Below are 22736 nucleotides of genomic sequence, written 5' to 3'. Positions count from 1 at the left end.
GCAAGGCAGTCGACAGTTATTCTCAGTTATTATTTCTCCGTTACTGTAACAGATACGGTTTTCTCCACTCCATTTCGATAAAGCTTGATTTTGACCTTATCTCCATTTGCAGCATTAGAATACAAGTATTTTCTGAACTCCCCAAGTGTAGTGACTTCCGCATCATTGATTGCCACTACCACGTCCTTAGCCTCTATACCTGCTTCAGCAGCGGGAGAACCGGTTTCCACCTGAGTTACTAACACTCCACTTGTTATCTCGGAAGGAAGATTCAATTGTTGCTGCAATACATATTGAGGTATTTCGGATATAGATTGCAAGCCTACACCAATATATGGACGTTGTACTTTTCCATCGGCAAGAAGGTCATTCACAATATCTGAAACATCCTTACTTGGAATAGCAAACCCTATTCCCTCAACCTCTTCAGATGATATTTTCATACTGTTGATACCAATAACTTGTCCGTCGGAATTGACAAGCGCTCCGCCACTGTTCCCAGGGTTTATAGCTGCATCCGTTTGAATTGCATCCATATCCCATTCACCAGCAGATGTAGCAACCGTTACTGTACGCTGCAATCCGCTGATAATTCCCTGGGTTACGGACCCCGAGAAGTCAAGACCCAAAGGGTTACCTATTGCCAACACTGGTTCACCAACACTTAGCTTTTCAGAGTCTCCGAATTCGGCTACTTTTGTCACTCTGCTTCCATCAATTTTTAATACCGCCAAGTCTGTTAATGGATCTGTTCCAACCAGTTCAGCCGTTATCCTTGTACCTTCTGCCAAGGACACCTCAATAGTATCTGCATTCTCAATAACATGATTATTGGTCACAATAAATGCATCTTTTCCCGTTTTTTTGAAAATAACCCCAGAACCAGTCCCGCTCTCCTGGCTGTTATTGGACTCCTCATTGATTGTTGGTTGGCGGTAGTCATAGTAATTAGATGAGTTTTGTATATTCACTATACCTACAACCGCAGGAGAAACCTCCTCAATCATTTGAATTAGTTCAGAGGTTGTTTTCGTAGAGTCTACAATCTTCAGGCCATCCTCATCATTTACCTTATCATTTGTAGCAATGGCTGTTTTAACAGGTCCATCATCACCTGGCAGTACGCCTGATAAATCAACAAAACCTAAGTAAGAACCTGCTCCAAGTGCCACCATTCCACCAAGAATTGCGGTAATGACTGGTGTCAGCCATCTGGACCTTTTTTTCTTCTCTCTTGTAGATCTAACCTCTGCTTGATCATCAGATGCTTGAAGCGGTTGTACTTCCACGCATTCATTTACTTGTTCATTATTTTCATCTGTCATATCTTCTTCCTTGGCAGAGCTTAGTTCATGATATCCACGATATGAAATAATTTCTGTTTCAATATCTTTCTCATCTGGTAATGCAGGAATCTGAATATTATCCTGATTAGCAGTATCTATTGGTCTATCAAAATCATCATAATCACGACGGTTATTGTTTTCCATCCAAATTCCTCTCCTCACTCATTAAACTGTCTATTTAATATATTACGATAATTGTAGAATAATTGCATTTCTGCTCTTCTCACTATCTAATTTACTAACTGTATGTGTCAACAAAATGTCAAAATCTTTTCTCCTCTTAAAAAATTTAAAAGCTGCCTGTTCTTTGGCAGCTTTTAAACATAATCATTATGTTCTGGGGGCCTACAGGATGTAGGTCACAAAGACGTTGCCACAGGAAGTGGCGCTTTTAGTCTTCGTTCCTTAAACGAGGCTCTTCAGCACTATGGTAATCCGGCTTCAGAGCCTAGGAGTTCGGGACATAAGCATAGCCTCTTCGGGGAAGAACATCCCCTTCGAGCCTCTGTCTTATGCTCCTCACGGGCCTACAGGATGTAGGTCATGAAGACGTTGCCACAGGACGTGGCGTTCTTAGTCTTCGTTCCTTAAGATAAGGCTCTTCAGTACTATAGTAAAGGTTGTACCTTCTTCACTGCTATTCGTTAATACCAAATCTCCATCCATTGCATTGGCGAGCATTCTGCTGAATGGGAGTCCTAGTCCTAGACCGCGGATTTTGTATTTTTTATCTTCTCCTCGATAAAAACGTTCAAATATTAAATCCTGCTCGGCAAGCGGGATTCCCGAACCGCTGTCCTGTACATCGATTGCGACATGATCCTCATCATATTTATAAATACGGACCTCTATCCTTCCCTCTCCTTGAATAGCATGCTTGGAATTATTCAAGAGATTAATCATAATTTGCTGCAATCGCAGAGGGTCCGCCGATACTACCATATCTTCTTTTGGTTGCTGTACAGTAACTTTAACAAGTTGATCATCCTGCACAATATCCCATTGGTAAATCATTTCATTAATGACCTCACCAATTTTTACAGACTCTCTGTTAACAGGGATGGCATTGGCTGTAAAGGAGTTGAACTCCAATAAGTCTCCCACCATTTTTTGCATACGAGTCGTTTCCTGTAAGGATATGGCCAGAAACTCTTTTGCTTCTTCCCCTGTTACAACTCCATCATTAACGGCTTGAAGCAAACCGCTGATAGACGTTACAGGCGTCTTTAATTCATGTGTTACACCTGCCAGCAATTCAGCTCGCATAGCTTCAAGCTGCTCCAATTTAATAGCCATTTCCTTAAAGGAATGGACTAAATCATAAACTTCCTGTTCATTTACCTCTTCAATAAGTTCAATATTATAATTTCCTTTTTGAACCTGCTTAGCTGCTTCAGCTACATTCTCAATCGGCTTAACCAGTCTTTTGGATAAAAAGTAAATCGCAACCCATCCGAGCAAGGCCAAACTTAAAATCATAATCAAAAGTAATTTGTATTCCTGATCTACTGCAGTTAACTCATCCTCAGATTGCATAACGACAATCCAACTAATCACCGTATCATTCACAATCATAGGCCGCTTAACCAAATAATAATCTCTGCCACCAATATTGTTTAATTGTTTCACTTCATCCTTACTATTAAGCAGTGCAGTTGAAAATGAAGATACATTAAGGTGATTACTTGAACGATTCTCAATTACTATTTTTCCATTTACATCCACCACATAAATGGACGGATTGCCGCTGACCTCTAATAATTTTTTTCGATTGGCAAAAACCTCTGGATTCTGCTCTGTTTGAATATCAGTTCCAACCATTTGATCCAGTATTCGCGCTGCTACTTCCTCAGCCAAATATTTATTAATATCCAGGTTCTTATTAAGAGTGGATTGCCTGATAATGATTCCTGTAAGGAATCCTATGACAATAAGTCCAATAAACAGGGTAACCAGATATCGTGTCGTCCAGTATTTCAACAAACTGACACGTTTAGTCGGATGGTTTTTCTTTTTTTGACCCAAGTGCTTCAGAAAATACATTTGCAGTTTATTATTTTTTTTCATAGACACTTAATTGATACCCCAATCCTCGCAGAGTTTTAATTTCTCCTTCAGATGCAGGCCAGTTTTGCAGAGACTTTCTCAGCCTTTTGATGGACAAATCTACCGCTCGGTCACTGCCGTCGTAATCCATCCCCCATACATGATCAATTAATTGATCTCTCGTAAATAATTGATTAGGATTTTGTGCCAAGAAGATGAGCAGTGAGAGATCGCGCGGTGTTAAGTCAAGCTCTACTCCATTTAATGTAACATTATGAGCTTTCATATTAATGCACAACGCGCCAAACTGTTTCTTTTCCTTATCATCAATGACCTGTCCAGATCTTCTCAATACTGCCTGGACACGGGCAACCACTTCATCTCCAATGAAGGGTTTAGTGATATAGTCGTCAGCTCCATCATTTAAGCCTGTGAGCTTGTAATTAATATCACCAAGTGCTGTGAGCATAATAACAGGGCATGCGCTTTTCGTACGAATTTCTTTTAATATATCCCATCCACTCATACCTGGAAGCATAACATCGAGCAAAACAAGATTCGGTTGAAACTCCTCAAATTTAGCAATGGCTTCACCACCTGTAAATACTTGTTCAACTTCGTAGTTTACTTTCTTCAAGTAAGCCTTTAAAACCTGGCTGATGGCTTTTTCATCTTCTACAATCATGATTTTTTGCATCTTTCGTACTCACTCCTCGAGGATTAAAAGATAGGACAAAAATCCCCGATAACTCGGAGATTTTCATTAAACAAAATTCACTTATTGGTGCGAATGTTCGCTTATATTATTAACAATCGTTATTTGGCCTTTAGAAAGGCGAATCGTTTGATCTGCAATGTCAGCAATATGCTGATCATGCGTAACGATGATGACACATTTATTTTCCTCATGTGCCAGCTGCATAAATAACTTAATGATGTCTTGAGCGGTATCCTCATCGAGGTTTCCAGTCGGTTCATCTGCTACAATTAAATCTGATTTACAGCAAAGGGCTCGTGCAATGGAGACACGTTGCTGCTGACCGCCACTCAGTGTGAGCACCTTTTGTCCAGCCTGCTTTTCATCGATGCCCACTTTTCTAAGCATCTCGAGTGCATACTGTTTTTTGTCCTTAACCTTATTTCCGGTAATCTCCATCGCTGTAGTGACATTTTGTAACGCAGTCATATAGGGCAGTAAATTATAGGATTGGAAGACAATCGAAACATATTTATTTCGAAACGTGGTATATCCAATTTTTCTAATATCTTTTCCTTCGTATAATACCTGTCCATCCTTAGGAGCATCCAGCGCACTCGCCAAGGCGAGAAGCGTAGTTTTTCCTGAACCGGAAGGACCGACAATTGCATAAAATAATCCTTTATTAAAAGAAACATTAATTTTCTTTACTATATCATGCTGTTTATTATTATGTCTGTACCAATAACTTAGATCCTTAAACTCCAATAATGCGCTCATTTACGGTTCCTCCTAATCCTGTCTTGAAAGTATTGCTTTTGGCTGCAATCGAAGTATGGATAATGATGGGATCAATGTAGCCAGGATGGCAATCAGTAAACCAATACCGGTTAACATACCAAGATCGGAAGCAGTTACTTTAACATCTAGATCATCCACTTGAGCTGTTTCCACCTGTGCCTGATTCGGTGCACCAGGAGCGTTTCCTCCTCCTCCCATTCCAGGGCCCATGCCGCCTTCCATTTGCATTCCTTTACCGCCAAATGGATCCATTGTGGATTGTGTATCCGTTTCTACTTGTTGGGATAATAATTGATCGCCGATTTTATCAGCTGCTACATTACCAGTGACAGAAGCTATACCAAGTGCAAATACAGCAATGATTAGTATTTCTACAATAAACTGCCCTATCAACTTGCTCTTCTTTTCTCCAATGGCAAGCAGTACGCCCATTTCATATTTACGCTCCCGTATACCAAGCATTACAATCAGTCCTAAAATAATCGCACCTGCAATAGTCACGAGATAGACAACGTTCTTAGAAAAGGATGCTACATTGTTAATTGGTTCAACCATTTGTTGATACAACTGATCGTTGGCATCCAATTTAAATATGTCCGTATCAATAGCTCCGGTCGCTTCTGCATCCTCAATAAAAGAATCCGTATCCGCTGGGTCATTCATGTAGTAGACTGCGCTTTCGATTGTATCCTTGTAATCTTCACCCTTCAATTCATTAACAAGTGTGTATGGTACATATACTTTGTTATACGGATTCATGGCAGTGAAGTTCATCATACCTGAATCAGTAGATATTGAAGAAGTTTTGTAAATGCCGATTATTTCGACTTCAACAGTTGTATCTTCATCTGTTGAAGAGGTCACCTCTAATTGGTCCCCAACTACCAATTCGTTCTCTTCAGCCAGTGTCTCTTCGATAATGGCTACATTTTTATTTAAATGGTCATCTGATAGATGAGTGCCCTCTACCATTTCGGCATCTCCATCCATAAATTCGCTTGTTGTATCTGTAAAAGCTACTCCCTGGAGACTAATATCGGCATCCGCCATACTTGGACTGCCGCCTCCTCCAAATCCCGGACCTTGGCCATTTTTGTTCGTTTCATTTGTTGTACTTGTTGACTCTGTTTCTATTGGATCAAAATTTCCAGCCACTCCAAATGTAGTAGAATAATAGTTATATCCTTTTATCTGTGACAAAGATAGTAATTCATTTGCATCCTCAACCGCGACAGGCTCTTCTGTTAATCTAACAGGTTCTCTGTTTTCTTGATTTTCACGCTCCTGCCGTTGCTGCTCCATTAATTTTTCTCGATCAGCACTTAGTGTGACTTCACTGCCAAGACTCTGTTTTGCGAGCTCTGCTGATTTGTTTGCTGCTGTTTGTATCGATAAGCCAGATAAAACAAGCACACAGATAACTGTGAATACAACTAACTGTAGAATGCTCTTCCCTTTTCTGGCTTTTACACTTAAAAAAGCCCTTTTTATAAAGTTCATCTTTTTCATCCTTTCTGACAATCTATACCGGGTAAATCCTTAGAAAAGCTTTTCTATAAAAAATCTTACGACCATAATGTGTCGATAAAATGTCAAACAAAACTAAAAATATTTGTGTAGGCGAAACTATTATATTTGTATGAAAAGCTTTACAATTGACGTTAGAAATATTGATTATGTACAGTTGAAAAGAATATAACTATTAATATAACCGCTTGATACATAGATTTTTTTATACTTCATAGACACATAATTATCTAAGCATTTTGAGCGGTTTTAGAGGAGAAACTCATGGAAAATAAAAAAATATTGCCCGTTCTATTCCTGGTCATGTTTTTAGTGATGGTTGGCTTCGGGATTATCATTCCGGTCCTTCCATTTTTAGCAGAAGAGGTCGGCGGCACACCTACCCAGCTTGGCTTACTAATGGCAGTTTATTCGTTAATGCAGTTAATTTTCGCTCCGATTTGGGGAAAGATATCGGATCGAATCGGCAGAAAACCAGTCATGTTAATCGGTATATTTGGTCTGGCTTTATCATTCTTCATCATGGCCATAGCCAATTCATTATGGATAATGTTTGTGGCACGGATCATTGGTGGTATCCTTTCCTCAGCCAATATGCCAACTACCATGGCCTATGTAGCAGATATTACGACTGAAGAAGATCGTGGAAAAGGAATGGGGATTATAGGAGCAGCGACCGGGTTAGGCTTCATCTTCGGTCCAGCAATTGGCGGGATTCTTTCAAAATCCAGCTTAAATACGCCTTTCTTAATTGCCGGAATCCTCTCTACTTTGACGTTCTTATTAGTACTTATTGTTCTTAAGGAATCCTTAACAGCTGAACAATTAGGAAAACAAAGCTCGGGCAACAAATCGATGTGGATGAATTTTAGCGGTGCTGCTTCTATCTTGTTTGTGCTTCAATGCGTCGTATCTTTGTCTATGGCTGGTCTTGAAGCAACTTTTGCTTATTTTGCCGCTAATAAGGCTGGAATTGATACGGTCCAATTAGGATATATCTTTATGATTATGGGATTTGGCAGTGCGATTGTGCAGGGAGGACTCATTGGAATTATGACGAAGAAATGGGGAGAAGGCCGAGTCATTCAAATCGGGCTAATCGTTTCAATCATCGGGTTTATACTAATCCTATTTACCAATAGCTTCTGGACTGCAACACTCTTTATAACAATCTTCGGGTTAGGCAATGGGCTTATTCGTCCAGCTGTCACTGCATTGCTGACAAAGACCTCAACAGGAGGACACGGCAGCTCAACCGGACTACTTTCATCCTTTGATTCCCTTGGCAGGATCATAGGCCCGCCACTTGGAGGTTTACTGTATTCATTCGCCGTTGGACTCCCTTATATTTCAGGAGCTATTCTGACTGTAGGTGCATTATTGCTTTATCAGGTTTACCATGCTCAGGCAAGAAAAGTTCAAGCTTTATAAAATTATAGTATTGAAGCCTTCGATTTTTTACCATCGGAGGCTTTTTTGTTTTATAAGAGGTAATCTTAAGCGCTATGGGCAGGCGCTGGCTGGTTTTTTCCTCAATCCGGCTTTATTATTCCTGCTTTCCGCTGGTTTATTCACCTAATTGGCTGGTTTCTGCCTCTTTCCCGCTGGATTTCCTGCCGAATCGGCGGGATTCCCCCTGTTACTCTCCCTAGAATATCCTAATCATCAGTTTCCTTTCCGCTATTTCACTTGCAATCTAGATTCGGTCTATATTTAGGAGGAATTTTGAGTGAATTATAGAATATAGGTATATCATAACTAACATTTTGTTAGCGGGGAGCCTTTACTTAATTTTATGCAACTTAATGGCTAGTAAGTTAACCGGAAGGATTCATGCTGAAAGAAGGAATATGATTCTTTTTGGAGAATTGAATATACATGAAACTAATTATGGACTTGGGAGACTTCTAATGGAACTTACAATAAGTAAAGATTATTTCAACGAGGCATTATCCGATGTTAGCAGGGCAGTGACAACAAAATCGCTTTTACCAATTCTAACAGGCATAAAGTTGGTCGCTAAGGAGGATTGTTTAATTCTGATTGGCAGCAATTCCAATATTGCAATAGAAAAAATAATTCCTTTAGAAATGAACGGTATCCGGATATTAAACATAGATGAAACTGGCAGCGCAGTTCTTCCAGCTAAATATTTATGTGAAGTTGTAAAAAAATTATCTGATGATATTCATATAAAGGTAACTGGAAATAACGTAGCTAAAATTCAATCTGATGAAGTCATGGTATACCTAAATGGATTTAATCCTGGCAAGTATCCCACTTACCCTTCAATAAAGACAAACCATTTTATACAGATACACAGCTCTGCCTTAATGGAAATAATCAAACAAACTACATTTGCAGTCTCCAAAAGTGAAACAAGACCTGTTCTAACTGGTGTGAATATGTCGTTTAAAGAGAATAAGCTAACCTGTGTTGCGACCAATTCCCATCGACTGGCTTTAAGGAAAGTACCAATAAACTCACAAATTGAAGCTTCTTTCATTGTTCCTGGTGCCAGCCTTACTGAGCTCACAAAACTAATGAATAATGAAAAAGATCTTATACATATTTACATATTAGACAATTATATCGTATTCAAATCGTCGACTACCTCATTATATTCCAGACTTATTGAAGGTAATTTCCCTGGCATCTCTAAACTTATACCAGCCGATTCGAAAACCGTCATGATACTAGATACAGTAAAGTTATTAAAGGGGATAGATCGGGCTCGGCTGTTTGCAAGTGAATGGAAAAATAACAATATATTGATTGAAATGATAGATGGTAAACAAATAAAGATTGCATCAAACTCAACAGACATGGGGAAAATCGAAGAAATAATGGATATCAGAATGGTTCAAGGTGAAATTAATTTAAGTATATCTCTTGATGGAGAATTTCTACTCGATGCTTTAAAAGCCATAAAAGAAAAAGAAGTAAAATTAAGTTTTGGCGGATCCTTAAGACCCGTCTTGATTGAACCAGTTAACAATCCGTCTCATCTTCACCTTATATCCCCTGTACGATCGTATTGATGTAAATCTATTTCTTAGAAAAAAAATAACGGCTGCTTGTACACGGCAGCCGTTATTTTTTATTGAATTCTGTTTTCAACTGCCTGACATACTTCCTCAGCAGTAAGACCATCAGCGTTGATCACTGAAGCTTTTGTTGCTGTATCCTGCATACCCATTACGTTAATATCCAGGCCGGATACAACACAGCAGTCACACCCTTGTGTGTCATTTTCCTGTTTTAATTCGATTACATTATGTCCTTTATCACGTAAAGCTTGTTGAACGTCTGATAAAGATTGCTCCACACCAATTTTAGCCATAACATCCACCTCCTTCTTATGTAAATTGTCCATTAAGGCGACAAATTATACCAAAAATGCAGAAGGTCAATCGAAATATTGGTATATATATTATTATTACTGGTATAGCATTTAGTATTACAATCATGTTAATATTTGAGCAAAACTATTTACTTATAACCAATTTAAGACTATTATTCTATAAAAAGGAAAGAAAAGTGGTGTGAAAATGAAGTCAACTGGGATTGTTAGAAAAGTCGATGAACTCGGCAGAATTGTACTGCCGATTGAACTTAGAAGAACTCTTGATATTAACATAAAAGATTCTATAGAGATTTTTACGGATGAAGACAAAATTATCCTGCAAAAATATACACCGGGTAAGGCTTGTGCCATTACAGGTGAAGTCAGTAATCAGAATATTTCATTAGCCAATGGAAAGATTGTGTTAAGTCAGGAAGGATTACGAATACTAAATTCAGAATTAAATCGAGTGATTGAAAGATAAAAGGCGATTCTTTATCGCCTTTTACCTCGAATTCAAGAGAATTTTATACTTACTTACTAGCATCGACTGTAATATGTTTAAATGCTTGGAAATTAAAGAGTCCTTGATTTGTTAATTTAAGTTGCGGACTAACTGGCAGTGCCAAAAAGGATCACATTAAAAAGGATTAACATCCTTTGAGGCACCGAGTTGTTCTAATCCTTTATGCAGCCGTCCAACTTTCTGATTTATCATGCAGGCAAAACAAAAAGCATGAGTCCAGTAAAGTACCGAACTCATGCCCTAAATCATCTGCAAAACAATATGTCATTTACTCAATTATTCTTTCACTAGATCCTCGATTGAATCTATATCCATGTAAGTAGGAACAACGAGTCCACTCTTGGCACCTTTTAGATTTGGACCCAGATCGGTTAAATCTTCCTTATACTTATCATAGTAGGCATTATGAGTTAATGGCAGCCAAGCCGCAACCATGGCATCTGCTTTTTGATTGGCAATTGATGCAAACATCGGCCCAATTTCTACCTGCTTTAATTCCGGACTATATCCATGCATTCTTAATACTTCACCAATAACATTTGTTGATGCGATCTCTGACTCCCAGGCAACATAGATTAGACTAATACTTTGTCCTTCTCCCTTTTCTGCACCTGTCAGCCATTGATCCACCTTATTTGGATATTTTTCAATCCATTTGGCGGCTGCCTCTTTTGGTGTCATTCCTCCTTCCATGTCCACCATTACCTCTTCCATATCAGCTGGAGTCCAGTAAAATTGATCTAAGATTTGTTCTGCTCCAGGCAACTCTTCTTTCAAGCCTTTTCGGACCAATGTATGGATGTTTTCACTTTGGCCATATACATTCTTAGAATCATCTAAATATTTCAGATCATATTTTTGGAACTTCCAATGCGGTGTCCAACCTGTCAGAATAATTGGATCCTGATTATCGTAAGCTTTTTGAAGCTCAGCAACCATAGCAGCAGATGATCCTTCCTGCAAAGTCCAGTCTTCTTCCAGTCCATATTTCTTCAACACTTCTTCAGTTGCTGACATAATTCCTGCTCCAGGCTCAATACCGACAATTTTATAATCCACCTGATTGCCCACATAAGCATCATCTTTTGTACCTGTTTCTGCAGAAGAAGATAATGCTATATATGCGTATCCTCCAAGGAAAATTAAGATGATGAAACTATAAACCCATTTCTTGGCAATTACTCTTTCATATACAGGAGTTCTGAGGTTTTGCGATAATCTGTCTAAAATAATTGCAATGATAACAAGTGCTAAACCAGCTTCGAATCCTTCACCTACTGCTATTTGCGAAACGGCACGGTATACCTCGGCACCCAATCCAGGCGCACCAACAAGGGATGCCATAACCACCATAGATAAAGAAAGCATGATACTTTGGTTGATTCCGGCCATTATCGTTGAAACAGCCAATGGCAGTTGGACCTTTGTGATTTTCTGCCACGTGGTGGAACCAAAGGCTTGAGAAGCTTCTATTAAATCTGCCGGAACCTCCCGGATTCCTAAGTTCGTCATTCGAATCGTCGGCGCAACAGCGAAAATAAAAGAGGCCACGATTCCCGGAACGACTCCAATTCCAAAGAAAAGGATGGCAGGAATCAGATAAACGAAGCCAGGCATCGTTTGCATGAAATCCAGAATCGGCATTACAATTCTCTTCACCGTATTACTCTGTGACGCCCAAATACCAATTGGGACTCCGACAATAACCGTAATCAGTACGGATGCCAAGACTAATGCCAATGTTTGAATCATAGCATCCCATAATCCTAAATTATCAATCAATAATAATCCTATAAACGTTAATAATGCCATGCCCCAATTATTTGTATATAAAACTAGCAGAGTAATCAGGATAATTAACAGAATGGAAGGTCCTAAGCCCAGTACTTCCACACTTGTATCAATAATAGTTTGAATGAACATCGAAATCCAATTAAATAGTGGTCCACATACTTCTGTTACCCAATCAATAAAACGATCTACTCCAGAAGCTATCGGTAATTTTTCTAGGTTCATTGACTTTCCTCCTTATCTTGGAGTACATCTTTGTTACCAGCCAATGCTCCAATGACAACACCACGTACAAGAACACCCTTCAATCTGTTAGCTTCATCAACGATTGCTAATGGGATTTGTGCATTTGCCATATCGTCGAGCAAATCAGATAGAATCGTATTTTCCAATGCTGTTGGCACTTCTTTTGTCATGACCTCTTCTATAGGGATTTTCTTTAGAATAGCTTCTCTTGCCTGGTCGGCGGAGAGCGCCCCAAGCAGTGTCTGCTTGCGGTCTACGATAAATATACTGGAGTATCCCCTGTCTTTCATAATTTGTAAGGCAACACGAGGACCTCTGTCAATTGTAATACGTTCCGCCCGAGTCATAATCGAAGACGCAGTCAGAACATGTGACAAATCGATATCTTCAATAAATCGTTCAACATAATCATTGGCAGGATTCATCATGATTTCCTCAGGAGTTCCCACTTGAATTACCCTGCCATCACGCATCAAAGCGATCCGGTCACCTATTCTTAAAGCTTCATCCAAGTCATGCGTAATAAACACAATTGTTTTTTTGTAATTATCCTGGATCTCCAGCAGCTCATCCTGCATGCTTTTGCGGATAAGTGGATCAAGGGCACTAAATGCCTCATCCATAAGAAGAATATCTGTATCACTGGCCAAAGCCCTCGCAAGTCCAACACGCTGTTGCATCCCGCCGCTCAATTGGGATGGATATTGATCTTCATATCCTTTTAGGCCAACTACTTCGAGTGATTCCATTGCCTTCTGTTTTCGTTCCTGTTCAGGTATTTTTTGAATTTCCAATCCATACTCTGTATTCTCCAGGATAGTTTTATGAGGAAATAGGGCGAAGTTTTGAAACACCATACTAATTTTCTTTCTTCTAGTTTCACGTAATTCAGCCGGTGACATGTTAACTATATTCTCATTATCAATCAAAATCTCACCGGATGTCGGGGCAATTAGACGGTTTAACATTCGAATCAACGTGGATTTCCCACTCCCCGATAACCCCATAACAACAAAAATTTCTCCTTCATAGATATCAAGATTGGCATTATTAACCCCAATCGTACATCCTGTTTTCTTTAAGATATCTTTTTTTGAAGAGCCCTGCTTCAATAATTCAAGTGCAGATTGTGGAGATTTTCCAAACACTTTTACAACATTTTTTATACTTATTTTTGGCTGCAAACAACCACTCCTTCTATGTATTTTTTTGAAACAAACCATTTTCCCCTACTTATTACTATATCTTATTTCGGGAAAATCTAAACTTTTTTGCTCCTTTATACCCTTTTGCATAAGAATTGACACTAAAAAAGCCCCTCTTTTATGAGGGGCCAGACATTCAATTTATCAAATTCTATTCTTCTTCACCAATTATTTTTACTTCTGTTTCCAGGCTGACGCCAAAATTAGCTTTAACCGTGTCCTGAACATGCTTAATCAGCGCCAGATAGTCAGTAGCAGTAGCATCGCCAGTGTTAATGATGAAACCGGCATGCTTTGTAGATACCTGTGCTCCACCAATTTGAGCCCCTTGCAAACCGCTATCCTGAATCAGTTTACCCGCAAAATAGCCAGGCGGACGTTTAAATACACTTCCACAGGAAGGATACTCAAGCGGTTGCTTGGACTCCCTTAAAAAGGTTAACTCATCCATTTTTTCTTTAATTACTTTTACATCTCCCGGTACTGGAACAAAACGGGCTTCTAAAACGATATAATTTTGCTTGGCGATCAAACTGCTACGGTAAGTAAGCTCCATCTCATCCTTCGTCAATGTAAGAAGCTCACCCTTCTCATTTAACACGATAGCTGACTCAATGACCTGTGAAATTTCTCCACCGTAAGCACCAGCATTCATATACACAGCTCCACCGACTGAACCAGGGATTCCGCAAGCAAACTCTAATCCCGTCAGCTTCTGTTCTAAAGCAAAGCGGGATACATCAATAATGGTTGCTCCGCTCTGGGCAATAATTTTCCCATCTTCCATATAAATCTTATCCAAATGATTTAGAATCAGGACAATTCCTCTTATTCCACCATCTCTAACAATTAAATTCGACCCATTTCCTAAAATAGTCAACGGTATATCATTCTTATTTGCATAAAGTATCGTACTTTGAACCTCTTCATAGGTTGTAGGCAACACCAAAAAGTCTGCATTCCCACCCGTTTTAGTAAATGTATATTCACGTAAAGGTTCATCCTGTTTAATATGTTCTGCCTGAATAATCTGCTGCAATTCTTCAATTGTTTTTTGTTTATTCATACTCTCAACCTTCTGAATTTATATTTGTCATATCTTATTATATACATGATTCACTCTGGGAAATCACTGCAAATGGTTGGAAATCGCTAAAATCACATTCATGAGTAAAACGATAATCCTGTTAGTGAGATATCTTTAGAACAACCTCATTGACTATCATACTATAAATATGCCCTATAAAAAAATAGTTATATCTATACCAAGATACATCGAGTTAATTAAATGAACCATTTTTCTTTATGTATATGACATATACCTAAACTAATGTGCAAAAAGCATCATCCCTCCTTAAGGATGATGCTAAGTACACACTCTAAGCCCTTTTAATCTCTAATGTTCTTGCAACTAAGGATAAACCGTAATTAACCACAAAATACATAAGTGCAACGAGAATCAGGATGGGGTAAATATAGTTCCCGTTTTGCGCGTAAATAATCTGGCCGTTATGTGTCAGTTCTGGCAATGCAATAATAACCGCTAATGATGTATCTTTTAACAAGGAAATAAACTGACTAACAATAGGTGGAACCATGTTCCGCAAGGCCTGTGGCAAAATAATATGAATAAGTGTCTGTATGTAATTTAAACCTGATGAACGAGCTGCTTCTATATGTCCTTTTGGCACTGAGTTTAGGCCACTTCTGATAATTTCTGAAATCATGGCAGATTCAAAAATGGTTAACGCCATAATGGCCGCAGTCGTTACACTCATATTCAAGGACCAGCCTCTGCTTGGATCCTGTAAACCAAAATAAACAAAGAAAATAATTAGGATTAGTGGCAGATTTCGGATCGTTTCTACGATAACCGCCACAATCTTTGATAACAATGGTACCTTGGCATAACGGATTATTCCTAATATCCCCCCGATAATAAAACTAAGGATAATAGAAATTACAGCAACCTTTAGCGTAACAAGAAATCCATCTACTAAAAATTTAAGATTATCGGGCGTATATGCTCCTGCAAAATCCATGATTACGCCTCCTTACGAGCTTTTTGCCAGGTGTTTTTCTAAATACCCTACACCTAAACTGAGTGGAATGGTGATAACCAAATAGAATATAGCAACAAAAATATAGACATCAAATACAACAAATGTGTGGAGAGAGATCAAATCAGCCTGATACATTAATTCACCGCCAGCAATGACAGCCAAAATGGATGAATTTTTGACTAAATTAATAAATTGATTGCCTAATGGAGGAATAACAACTTTTATAGCCTGAGGCAAAACAATCATTCTCATGGCCTGCCCATAGGTTAAGCCTGATGAACGGGCTGCTTCCATTTGCCCTTTGTGAATTGAAAGAATCCCTGCACGAATGGCCTCTGCTATAAAAGCCGCCGTATAGATCGTTAATGCTAATGATCCCGCCGCAAAGCCTGGCATTTTCGCCCCATAATAAAAGAGAAATGCAATGATCAACAAAGGGATATTTCGTACAAATTCAACATAGGCAGTCCCAATCCAATTAAGTGGCTTGAAAGGCGCAATCCTCATGACTGCGATCACTGCTCCTAAAAAAAAGCTTCCTACGAGGGCTAATAAACTTATTTGTATCGTCTTTAGAAAACCCTCTAAATACATATCCATATTTTCTGCGAGTATAGAAAAATCCAGCAATTGATTCACTCCTCTTAATCAATCAGGATGAGCCTGTATGCCCATCCTGATTGGAGAAATTATTTATTTTTGATCCATTTATTAAGTATCTCATCATAAGTTCCGTTATCTTTAATTGTTTTTAGAGCTTTATTTAATTCATCCACTAATTCTGTATTACCTTTTTTAACAGCGATTCCATATGGCTCTTCCGTAAATTGTCCGCCAACTAATTCATACGAAGGATCTTCATCAACCATTCCATACAGGATGGCATCATCCGTTGTTAAAGCATCTCCTTGTCCGGATTTAAGTGCTGTAAAAGCTTCTGCATAGTTTTCATATTGCAGAACTTCTGCATCCGGTGCTTTTTCTGCTATATTAATAGCAGAAGTAGAACCTTTAACAGCAAGAACTTTGGTACCTGCTTTTAAATCATCTATGCTTTTAATTTTGCTTCCCTTTTTAACAAGCAATGATTGACCTGCTTCAAAATAAACATCTGTGAAATCTACTTCTTTTTTACGTTCCTCTGTAATTGTCATAGTGGCAACAACAGCGTCAATTTTTCCATTCTGTAGCAGTGGCACACGCGTTTTAGAAGTTACTTCTACGAACTCTACTTTATTTTCATCCCCGATTACCTCTTTAGCCAATGCTTTTGCAATGTCCACATCAAAGCCTTCTACTTTACCAGTGCTTGTATTTTTCAATCCAAACAGACGTGTATCATTTTTCACACCAAATACGATTTTATCTTTATCCTTAATTTTTTCCAGACCGTTTTCAGATGATCCTCCGGTTGTTTCTTCTTTACTACCGCAGGCTGTCAACATGAATACAGCAATGATTGAGAGTATTGATACCTTCCAAAACTTTTTTAATGACATTCTTTTTCCCCCTTATTAATGATTTAAAATACGGCTTAAGAATGAACGAGCCCTTTCTTCCTGTGGATTCGTAAAGAATTCAGCCGGTGTGGATTCTTCTAAAATTTTTCCTTCATCCATAAAGACAATACGATTAGCAACCTCTTTCGCAAAGCCCATTTCATGCGTGACGACAACCATCGTCATGCCTTCCTTCGCCAGCGCTTTCATAACATCCAATACTTCACCAATCATCTCAGGATCGAGAGCAGAGGTTGGTTCATCAAAAAGCATAACTTCCGGATTCATCGCTAATCCTCTCGCAATAGCAACACGCTGTTGCTGCCCGCCGGAAAGCTGGGCAGGAAATGCATTTGCCTTATCAGGGATACCTACTTTTTCAAGATATAGTTTTGCAGTCTTTACGGCTTCCTCTTCAGACTTACCCAACACTTTCATAGGAGCCAATGTTATATTTTGAAGGACTGTTTTATGAGGATATAAATAAAAATGCTGAAATACCATACCGATATCACGACGAAGCTCGTTGATATTTGTCTTTTTATCCGTCACCGAAATACCATTTACTTTTAAAGTACCGCTATTAATCGCTTCGAGACGATTAATACATCTGAGCATCGTACTTTTACCAGATCCCGAAGGTCCAATTACGACTACTACTTCTCCCTTTTCAATTTGTAGATTTATATCTTTTAGAACATGAAAATCACCAAAATACTTATTTACATGATCAAAGACAATCAAAATACTTCCCCCTTGCTGATATTTGCGGCAATATTTTATATTTTCTGATATTATATGGACTACTTAGAATTATATGTATATAAAGTTTGTCCGTCAACCAAATTAAAACAATGTTTTCCATTTTTGGGGTAATTATACTTAGATAAGATTCATGAAATAACCTCTTATTATCATGGGAATATACTATTTTATTATCTGTGTGTAGTGGTTTAATCATTCTAATAGAATTGAAGTAGCAAATTCATCTCATCTAGATGTAAAACTTGCTGTACTAAGAAGTGTCATACTCTGAGGTAATAGAAATGTAGATCTAAAGATGTTTAAAAGGAATATTTCCTCCGATAAATGAAAAAGCAAAATAGGAACATGTTACTACATTTGTTCAATCCTATTTTACCTATATTTCATCATATAATTTAGATTTTACTGGTATATTATAACATTATCAATCATATTTTTTAAAAATTATAACATATTCTACTTAAACCAGCCTTTTTCTTTAAATCGAGAGATAGCTTCTATTCGATTATTGACGTCCAGTTTATCAAGTATGACAGAGATATAGTTTCGAACCGTCCCTGTTGTTATAAATAGTTGATTGGCAATTTCCTTCGTATTTTTCCCATCAGCTATTAAGCCCAAAACCTGCTGTTCACGTTCCGTAAGAGGGTTTTCCTCTTCATAAATCATGTCAACCAGTTCGGGTGCATAAATACGTCGTCCATCCATAATAACCCTGATAGAGTTGGCCAGTTCTTCACTCGGACTGTCCTTTAACAAATACCCGCGTACATCCGCTTTTCGTGCCCTTTCAAAATAACCTGATCTCGCAAAGGTTGTAAGTATAATTACTTTGCATGCGCTTCCTTTTAATTCTTCTGCGACATCGAGTCCACTTTTTCCAGGCATTTCTATATCCATCACACAAACATCTGGCTTATGCTGTTTGATCATGGATATAGCTTCCTCTCCATTTTTAGCTTTACCAACTACCGTCATATCTGGTTCTAAATCTAACAATGCGCCTAATGCACCAAGCAGCATTCTTTGATCTTCAGCTATTACGATTTTAATCATGCCATTACCTCCTGTTGAACGTTCCGCTCTATCAGTGGAATTTTAAAAATTAATTCTGTTCCTGAATTAACCCGAATATCAAGGCTTCCATTCACAAATTCAAGCCGCTCCCTCATTCCCTTTAATCCATTCCCTTTACCCATTTCTTTTTCAACAATTCCTGTTCCATTATCCTGAATAATCATTGTTAATTCTGTATGCGTTTTTTTAATATCGAGTCTGCATTCATTGGCCCTGCTATGCTTCACGATGTTAGTAATAGCTTCCTTTAAACACATACTCAATACATTTTCCACAAGCAGCGGAATCTTCTGGATACTCTCTTCTCCTTCAACATAAAATTCCATTTGAGCTGCTCTCAATATTTGCTTGATACGGATTAATTCATCCTCCATTTTGGTGCCCCTCATATCAGCTACAATGTCACGCACTTCTTTTAATGCTGTTCTTGCAGTCACTTGAATATCTTTCAATTCATTCTTTGCCTGCTCCGGATTTATTTGTACCAGCTTACCGGCCAAATCACTTTTCAGTCCGATCAACGAAAGTTTCTGACCAAGAATATCATGTAAGTCCCTTGCAATTCGCTGGCGTTCCTGAAGCTTAACTAAATCTGATATTTGTTTGTGAGCATCTTTCAGCTCAGCCTCCAGCCTTTCTCTTTTGTGAATATTATAGGAGCTCAATGGAAGTAAAATGACACCAATTACACATATTAAAATAAAAGGAAATTGTGAAAAGAAGAGTGGATTCTGAGTAATGAATCCCCAATTAACCGTAATCACTGTGCCTCCAACATGAATACCATATAAAATAAAGAAACCTACCTTATTCTCAACAGTTCCAATATAATAAGCCAGAAAGAGTGAAAAATAAACAAATCCAAAAATTAATGACATAGCTATACAAATGGCCATTTGAATTCCTACCCAGAAATAAACAAATCCACCTTTTGAAATAGCAGAAATACGATTGCTTATAAAAAATAACAGAATAAGAATGACTCCTAACACCATCATAAGTATGGATTTTGCATGAAAAATAAAATAGAAAGGGAGAATACTAAATACGAGCCAAACATAAAGATTCAGTCCTTTATTAGTTGGTAATAACTGATTCAAAGCATTCAATTGTCCTCTCCCCCTCGATTAATTTTACTTCAGCATATACCAGTAAATAAAAAAAATACAGTAAATTTACTGTATTTTTTTGTAATATCCAAATTATGACTTTACCTTACCAGCACGCCCATTTATGTCTTTAAAGCTCACAAATCCTTTACCTTTTTCATCCCATAAGCGAAAACGGATTGCCTTTAAGCTTGAAGATATCGTAATAGTTGTAGCTTGCTGTAAAGGAGCAGTCTCATTATGGACTTTTTCAAGATGATAATTTGGTACTCTTGGGCTTAAATGATGGACATGGTGAAACCCTATATTCCCCGTCACCCATTGAAGAATTCTTGGAAGCTTATAATAGGAGCTTCCGTCGATTGCCGCTTTGACATAGTCCCAATCTTTTTCTTCCTCAAAATATGAATCTTCAAATTGATGCTGTACATAGAATAACCAGATTCCCAGAGCACCTGCAATAAACAAGATCGGCAATTGAATCAATAAAAATTCTTTCCAACCGATGAGCAAGCACATAGATGCATATATGACGACGATAGATAGATTGGTAATATACGTGTTTATGCGTTCTTTTCTTCTGGCACCCTTACGATTGAAACGATTTGTAACTAAAAATAAATAGATAGGACCTAACCCAAACATGACAATTGGATTCCGATATAGTCGATATATTAACTTTTCCTTAAACGAGGCCATCTTGTATTCCTCGACAGTCATGATCCAAATGTCTCCGGTTCCACGCTTATTCAAATTACTGCTTGTCGCATGATGAATGGAATGACTTCTTTTCCACTGTTCATATGGAAACATGGTAATAACTCCAGTTATCGTCCCTAAAATGTCGTTCCATTTCCTATTTTTAAAAAAGGATTGATGGCAGCAATCATGGAAGATAATAAATAATCTAATAACAAATCCGGATGTAAGTACCGCAAAAAACAATGTCAGCCAATACGAAATCTCCAGGCTTTGATAGGCAGCAAACCAAAGAATTAAAAATGGAATAAATGTATTTAGAATTTGTTTTACGCTTGATTTTGTATTCGCCTTTTCATAGGGAGCAATTTGTTTTCTTAAGGATATATTCTTCTCCTTGGACATTTTATTCACCTCTATAACAATATTTATTCTTAATGTTATAGAATAGTTCAACTCCAAACTAGTCATAAACGTCAATAGGTAAACATGACATATGTCATATACAAACATTTTTGAATAAACTGAATAATTCATTTGCAAATCAAAAAAAATTAAACTATAGTTAATGTAATCACTTACTTAAAGGAGGAATGTATTATGGAAACTCAAATAGCAAACATCGTTAATGTCAATTTCATATCACAGCCCTCTGGTAAGGATGCATAAAAATTTCTTTTATTCTAACATGATTGAATTTGCATATTTCCATGGGCTGTGTGTGCCCATGGTTTTTATTTGTCTAATCTGTCTATAGCACAGAACTGACATGAAGGAGACCAACTTGTTTGGCCTCCTTTTTATTTTGCAATCAAAAACAATCATTTGGAGGAATTTAAATTGAATTTAAAACAATTAGGCTGGAATCAACATTTTGAAGAAGCTTTCAAACAATATAGCAATAAAGAATATACAGTAGGCCGTATAGCTTTGGAGCATAAAGGTATGTATCGTGTTTTCTCAGCTGATGGTAATCTTTTAGCTGAAGTTACAGGCAAAATGCGTCATGAAGCAAAGGAAAGCTCAGATTTTCCTGCAGTCGGTGATTGGGTTACCATCACTTCCCGAAAAGATGAGCAAAAAGCAACCATCCACGCCGTACTGCCAAGAAAAAGTAAATTCTCAAGAAAGAAAGCTGGAGTGACAACTGAAGAGCAACTTGTCGCAGCCAATATCGATACCATTTTCTTAGTCAATGCACTAAACACCGATTTTAATATGCGCAGGCTGGAACGTTACTTATTGATGGCTTGGGAAAGCGGAGCAAATCCTGTCATTATTTTAAGCAAATCTGATTTATGTGATGATGTTGATCAAAAAATCAGAGAAGTAGAGGCAGTCGCATTAGGTGTACCCATTCATGCTATCAGTGCGGAAAACAGGATGGGTTTAGAGCAATTAGACCCTTATATCCAAGAAGGTAAAACAGTTGCTTTACTTGGTTCATCTGGTACCGGTAAATCAACATTAACAAATGTACTATACGGCGACAGCATCCTAGAGGTTAAATCCATTCGGAAAGATGATGATAAAGGGAGACACACAACTACACACCGAGAACTAGTTATCCTTAATGGAGGAGGGATCATAATTGATACTCCCGGAATGAGGGAATTACAATTATGGGAAGCCGACGAAGGAATCAGTCATAGTTTCACTGATATAGAAGAATTAGCTTCACAATGTAAATTCACAGACTGTAAACACAAAACCGAACCAAGTTGCGCAGTACAGGAGGCAATATCCAATAAAACGCTGAGTAAAGAACGCTTTGCCAGTTACCTAAAACTCCAACGCGAACTCGCCTACCTAAACCGAAAAGAAAACCAACGCGCCGCACTCGCGGAAAAAGCTAAATGGAAAAAAGCAAAAGGCTGAGACGGCTTGCCCAGAAGCGAGGAGCATAAGACAGGAACTCGGAAGGAGGTGTTCTCCCTCCTGTAGAGTTCATGCTTATGTCCTGAGCTTCTAGCCGTCGAAGCTAGATTAGACA

20 protein-coding genes are annotated in these 22736 nt (G+C 38.1%); 4 read left to right on the top strand and 16 right to left on the bottom strand.

Annotation, left to right across the window (positions count from 1 at the left end; translation table 11 throughout):
• Positions 1-29 precede the first annotated feature (29 nt).
• The 5 genes from FHY47_RS11710 to FHY47_RS11690 form a co-directional block, all read right to left on the bottom strand.
• Entirely contained in the window at positions 30-1490 is a 1461-nt protein-coding gene (locus tag FHY47_RS11710; RefSeq protein WP_148630695.1) for a S1C family serine protease, read from the bottom strand.
• A 429-nt stretch (positions 1491-1919) separates the two neighbouring features.
• Positions 1920-3413 carry a HAMP domain-containing sensor histidine kinase gene (locus tag FHY47_RS11705; RefSeq protein WP_262366011.1) on the bottom strand — a complete coding sequence of 498 codons (1494 nt, stop codon included), beginning with the start codon at positions 3411-3413 and terminating at the stop codon, positions 1920-1922.
• Positions 3400-4089 (bottom strand): response regulator transcription factor, encoded by a 690-nt coding sequence (locus FHY47_RS11700; RefSeq protein WP_139892251.1) that lies wholly within the window; start codon positions 4087-4089, stop codon positions 3400-3402. The genes FHY47_RS11705 and FHY47_RS11700 overlap by 14 nt, the downstream gene beginning before the upstream one ends.
• A gap of 81 nt (positions 4090-4170) precedes the next feature.
• Complete coding sequence (locus FHY47_RS11695) at positions 4171-4869, bottom strand: ABC transporter ATP-binding protein (RefSeq protein ID WP_066106398.1); 699 nt, start codon at positions 4867-4869, stop codon at positions 4171-4173.
• A gap of 12 nt (positions 4870-4881) precedes the next feature.
• Complete coding sequence (locus FHY47_RS11690) at positions 4882-6390, bottom strand: ABC transporter permease (protein WP_148630693.1); 1509 nt, start codon at positions 6388-6390, stop codon at positions 4882-4884.
• Positions 6391-6681: 291 nt separating this feature from the next.
• On the opposite strand from FHY47_RS11690, the gene FHY47_RS11685 reads away from it, so the two are divergent.
• Positions 6682-7848: an MFS transporter gene (locus tag FHY47_RS11685; RefSeq protein ID WP_140461740.1), complete on the top strand. Its 1167-nt coding sequence runs from the start codon at positions 6682-6684 to the stop codon at positions 7846-7848.
• A gap of 374 nt (positions 7849-8222) precedes the next feature.
• Complete coding sequence (gene dnaN, locus FHY47_RS11680) at positions 8223-9458, top strand: DNA polymerase III subunit beta (RefSeq protein ID WP_262366004.1); 1236 nt, start codon at positions 8223-8225, stop codon at positions 9456-9458.
• Positions 9459-9517: 59 nt separating this feature from the next.
• On the opposite strand, the gene FHY47_RS11675 is transcribed toward dnaN, so the two are convergent.
• On the bottom strand, positions 9518-9760 hold the full coding sequence (locus FHY47_RS11675; RefSeq protein ID WP_066106389.1) for a YkuS family protein: 243 nt from the start codon (positions 9758-9760) through the stop codon (positions 9518-9520).
• A gap of 208 nt (positions 9761-9968) precedes the next feature.
• Between FHY47_RS11675 and FHY47_RS11670 the strand changes: the two genes are divergently transcribed.
• On the top strand, positions 9969-10247 hold the full coding sequence (locus FHY47_RS11670; protein WP_066106388.1) for an AbrB/MazE/SpoVT family DNA-binding domain-containing protein: 279 nt from the start codon (positions 9969-9971) through the stop codon (positions 10245-10247).
• 318 nt (positions 10248-10565) lie between these two features.
• On the opposite strand, the gene FHY47_RS19455 is transcribed toward FHY47_RS11670, so the two are convergent.
• The 10 genes from FHY47_RS19455 to desA form a co-directional block, all read right to left on the bottom strand.
• Entirely contained in the window at positions 10566-12305 is a 1740-nt protein-coding gene (locus FHY47_RS19455; RefSeq protein ID WP_148630691.1) for a glycine betaine ABC transporter substrate-binding protein, read from the bottom strand.
• Positions 12302-13510, bottom strand: coding sequence for a quaternary amine ABC transporter ATP-binding protein (locus tag FHY47_RS11660; RefSeq protein ID WP_066106383.1), 1209 nt, complete (start codon positions 13508-13510; stop codon positions 12302-12304). Before FHY47_RS11660 ends, FHY47_RS19455 begins: the two co-directional genes overlap by 4 nt.
• Before the next feature lie 172 nt (positions 13511-13682).
• Positions 13683-14597 carry a UDP-N-acetylmuramate dehydrogenase gene (murB, locus tag FHY47_RS11655; RefSeq protein ID WP_066106379.1) on the bottom strand — a complete coding sequence of 305 codons (915 nt, stop codon included), beginning with the start codon at positions 14595-14597 and terminating at the stop codon, positions 13683-13685.
• A 313-nt stretch (positions 14598-14910) separates the two neighbouring features.
• Positions 14911-15573, bottom strand: a complete 663-nt coding sequence (locus FHY47_RS11650; protein ID WP_139892246.1) for an amino acid ABC transporter permease — start codon at positions 15571-15573, stop codon at positions 14911-14913.
• 12 nt (positions 15574-15585) lie between these two features.
• A complete protein-coding gene (locus FHY47_RS11645) occupies positions 15586-16221 on the bottom strand; it encodes an amino acid ABC transporter permease (RefSeq protein WP_140461923.1) in 636 nt (211 codons plus the stop codon).
• Between the two features lie 62 nt (positions 16222-16283).
• Positions 16284-17093 (bottom strand): transporter substrate-binding domain-containing protein, encoded by an 810-nt coding sequence (locus FHY47_RS11640; protein ID WP_148630689.1) that lies wholly within the window; start codon positions 17091-17093, stop codon positions 16284-16286.
• A 15-nt stretch (positions 17094-17108) separates the two neighbouring features.
• Positions 17109-17837 carry an amino acid ABC transporter ATP-binding protein gene (locus FHY47_RS11635; protein ID WP_066106365.1) on the bottom strand — a complete coding sequence of 243 codons (729 nt, stop codon included), beginning with the start codon at positions 17835-17837 and terminating at the stop codon, positions 17109-17111.
• A 477-nt stretch (positions 17838-18314) separates the two neighbouring features.
• The gene (locus FHY47_RS11630; RefSeq protein WP_139892244.1) at positions 18315-18914 is read right to left on the bottom strand and encodes a response regulator transcription factor; all 600 of its coding nucleotides are present in this window, start codon (positions 18912-18914) and stop codon (positions 18315-18317) included.
• Entirely contained in the window at positions 18911-20044 is a 1134-nt protein-coding gene (locus FHY47_RS11625; protein WP_262366003.1) for a sensor histidine kinase, read from the bottom strand. The genes FHY47_RS11630 and FHY47_RS11625 overlap by 4 nt, the downstream gene beginning before the upstream one ends.
• Before the next feature lie 93 nt (positions 20045-20137).
• The gene (gene desA / locus FHY47_RS11620; RefSeq protein ID WP_148630687.1) at positions 20138-21148 is read right to left on the bottom strand and encodes a Delta(5) desaturase DesA; all 1011 of its coding nucleotides are present in this window, start codon (positions 21146-21148) and stop codon (positions 20138-20140) included.
• A 435-nt stretch (positions 21149-21583) separates the two neighbouring features.
• Here desA and rsgA point away from each other — a divergent pair, with 435 nt between their 5' ends.
• Entirely contained in the window at positions 21584-22621 is a 1038-nt protein-coding gene (rsgA, locus tag FHY47_RS11615; RefSeq protein WP_148630685.1) for a ribosome small subunit-dependent GTPase A, read from the top strand.
• Positions 22622-22736: the final 115 nt, after the last annotated feature.

Source organism: Bacillus sp. E214 (assembly GCF_008087365.1).
Taxonomy (GTDB): domain Bacteria; phylum Bacillota; class Bacilli; order Bacillales; family Pradoshiaceae; genus Pradoshia.
Note: the sequence above shows the minus strand (reverse complement) of the source record. Positions and strands in the feature narration are given on the sequence as shown.

Bases quoted from the DNA above. Each gene is read 5' to 3' on its own strand.
- FHY47_RS11630 (WP_139892244.1), bottom strand. From the start codon at position 18,914: ATGATTAAAATCGTAATAGCTGAAGATCAAAGAATGCTGCTTGGTGCA.
- FHY47_RS11700 (WP_139892251.1), bottom strand. From the start codon at position 4,089: ATGCAAAAAATCATGATTGTAGAAGATGAAAAAGCCATCAGCCAGGTT.
- FHY47_RS11690 (WP_148630693.1), bottom strand. From the start codon at position 6,390: ATGAACTTTATAAAAAGGGCTTTTTTAAGTGTAAAAGCCAGAAAAGGG.
- FHY47_RS11705 (WP_262366011.1), bottom strand. From the start codon at position 3,413: ATGAAAAAAAATAATAAACTGCAAATGTATTTTCTGAAGCACTTGGGT.
- FHY47_RS11695 (WP_066106398.1), bottom strand. From the start codon at position 4,869: ATGAGCGCATTATTGGAGTTTAAGGATCTAAGTTATTGGTACAGACAT.
- desA (WP_148630687.1), bottom strand. From the start codon at position 21,148: ATGTCCAAGGAGAAGAATATATCCTTAAGAAAACAAATTGCTCCCTAT.
- FHY47_RS11685 (WP_140461740.1), top strand. From the start codon at position 6,682: ATGGAAAATAAAAAAATATTGCCCGTTCTATTCCTGGTCATGTTTTTA.
- murB (WP_066106379.1), bottom strand. From the start codon at position 14,597: ATGAATAAACAAAAAACAATTGAAGAATTGCAGCAGATTATTCAGGCA.
- FHY47_RS11650 (WP_139892246.1), bottom strand. From the start codon at position 15,573: ATGGATTTTGCAGGAGCATATACGCCCGATAATCTTAAATTTTTAGTA.
- FHY47_RS11670 (WP_066106388.1), top strand. From the start codon at position 9,969: ATGAAGTCAACTGGGATTGTTAGAAAAGTCGATGAACTCGGCAGAATT.
- FHY47_RS11710 (WP_148630695.1), bottom strand. From the start codon at position 1,490: ATGGAAAACAATAACCGTCGTGATTATGATGATTTTGATAGACCAATA.
- dnaN (WP_262366004.1), top strand. From the start codon at position 8,223: ATGGCTAGTAAGTTAACCGGAAGGATTCATGCTGAAAGAAGGAATATG.
- FHY47_RS11675 (WP_066106389.1), bottom strand. From the start codon at position 9,760: ATGGCTAAAATTGGTGTGGAGCAATCTTTATCAGACGTTCAACAAGCT.
- FHY47_RS19455 (WP_148630691.1), bottom strand. From the start codon at position 12,305: ATGAACCTAGAAAAATTACCGATAGCTTCTGGAGTAGATCGTTTTATT.
- FHY47_RS11640 (WP_148630689.1), bottom strand. From the start codon at position 17,093: ATGTCATTAAAAAAGTTTTGGAAGGTATCAATACTCTCAATCATTGCT.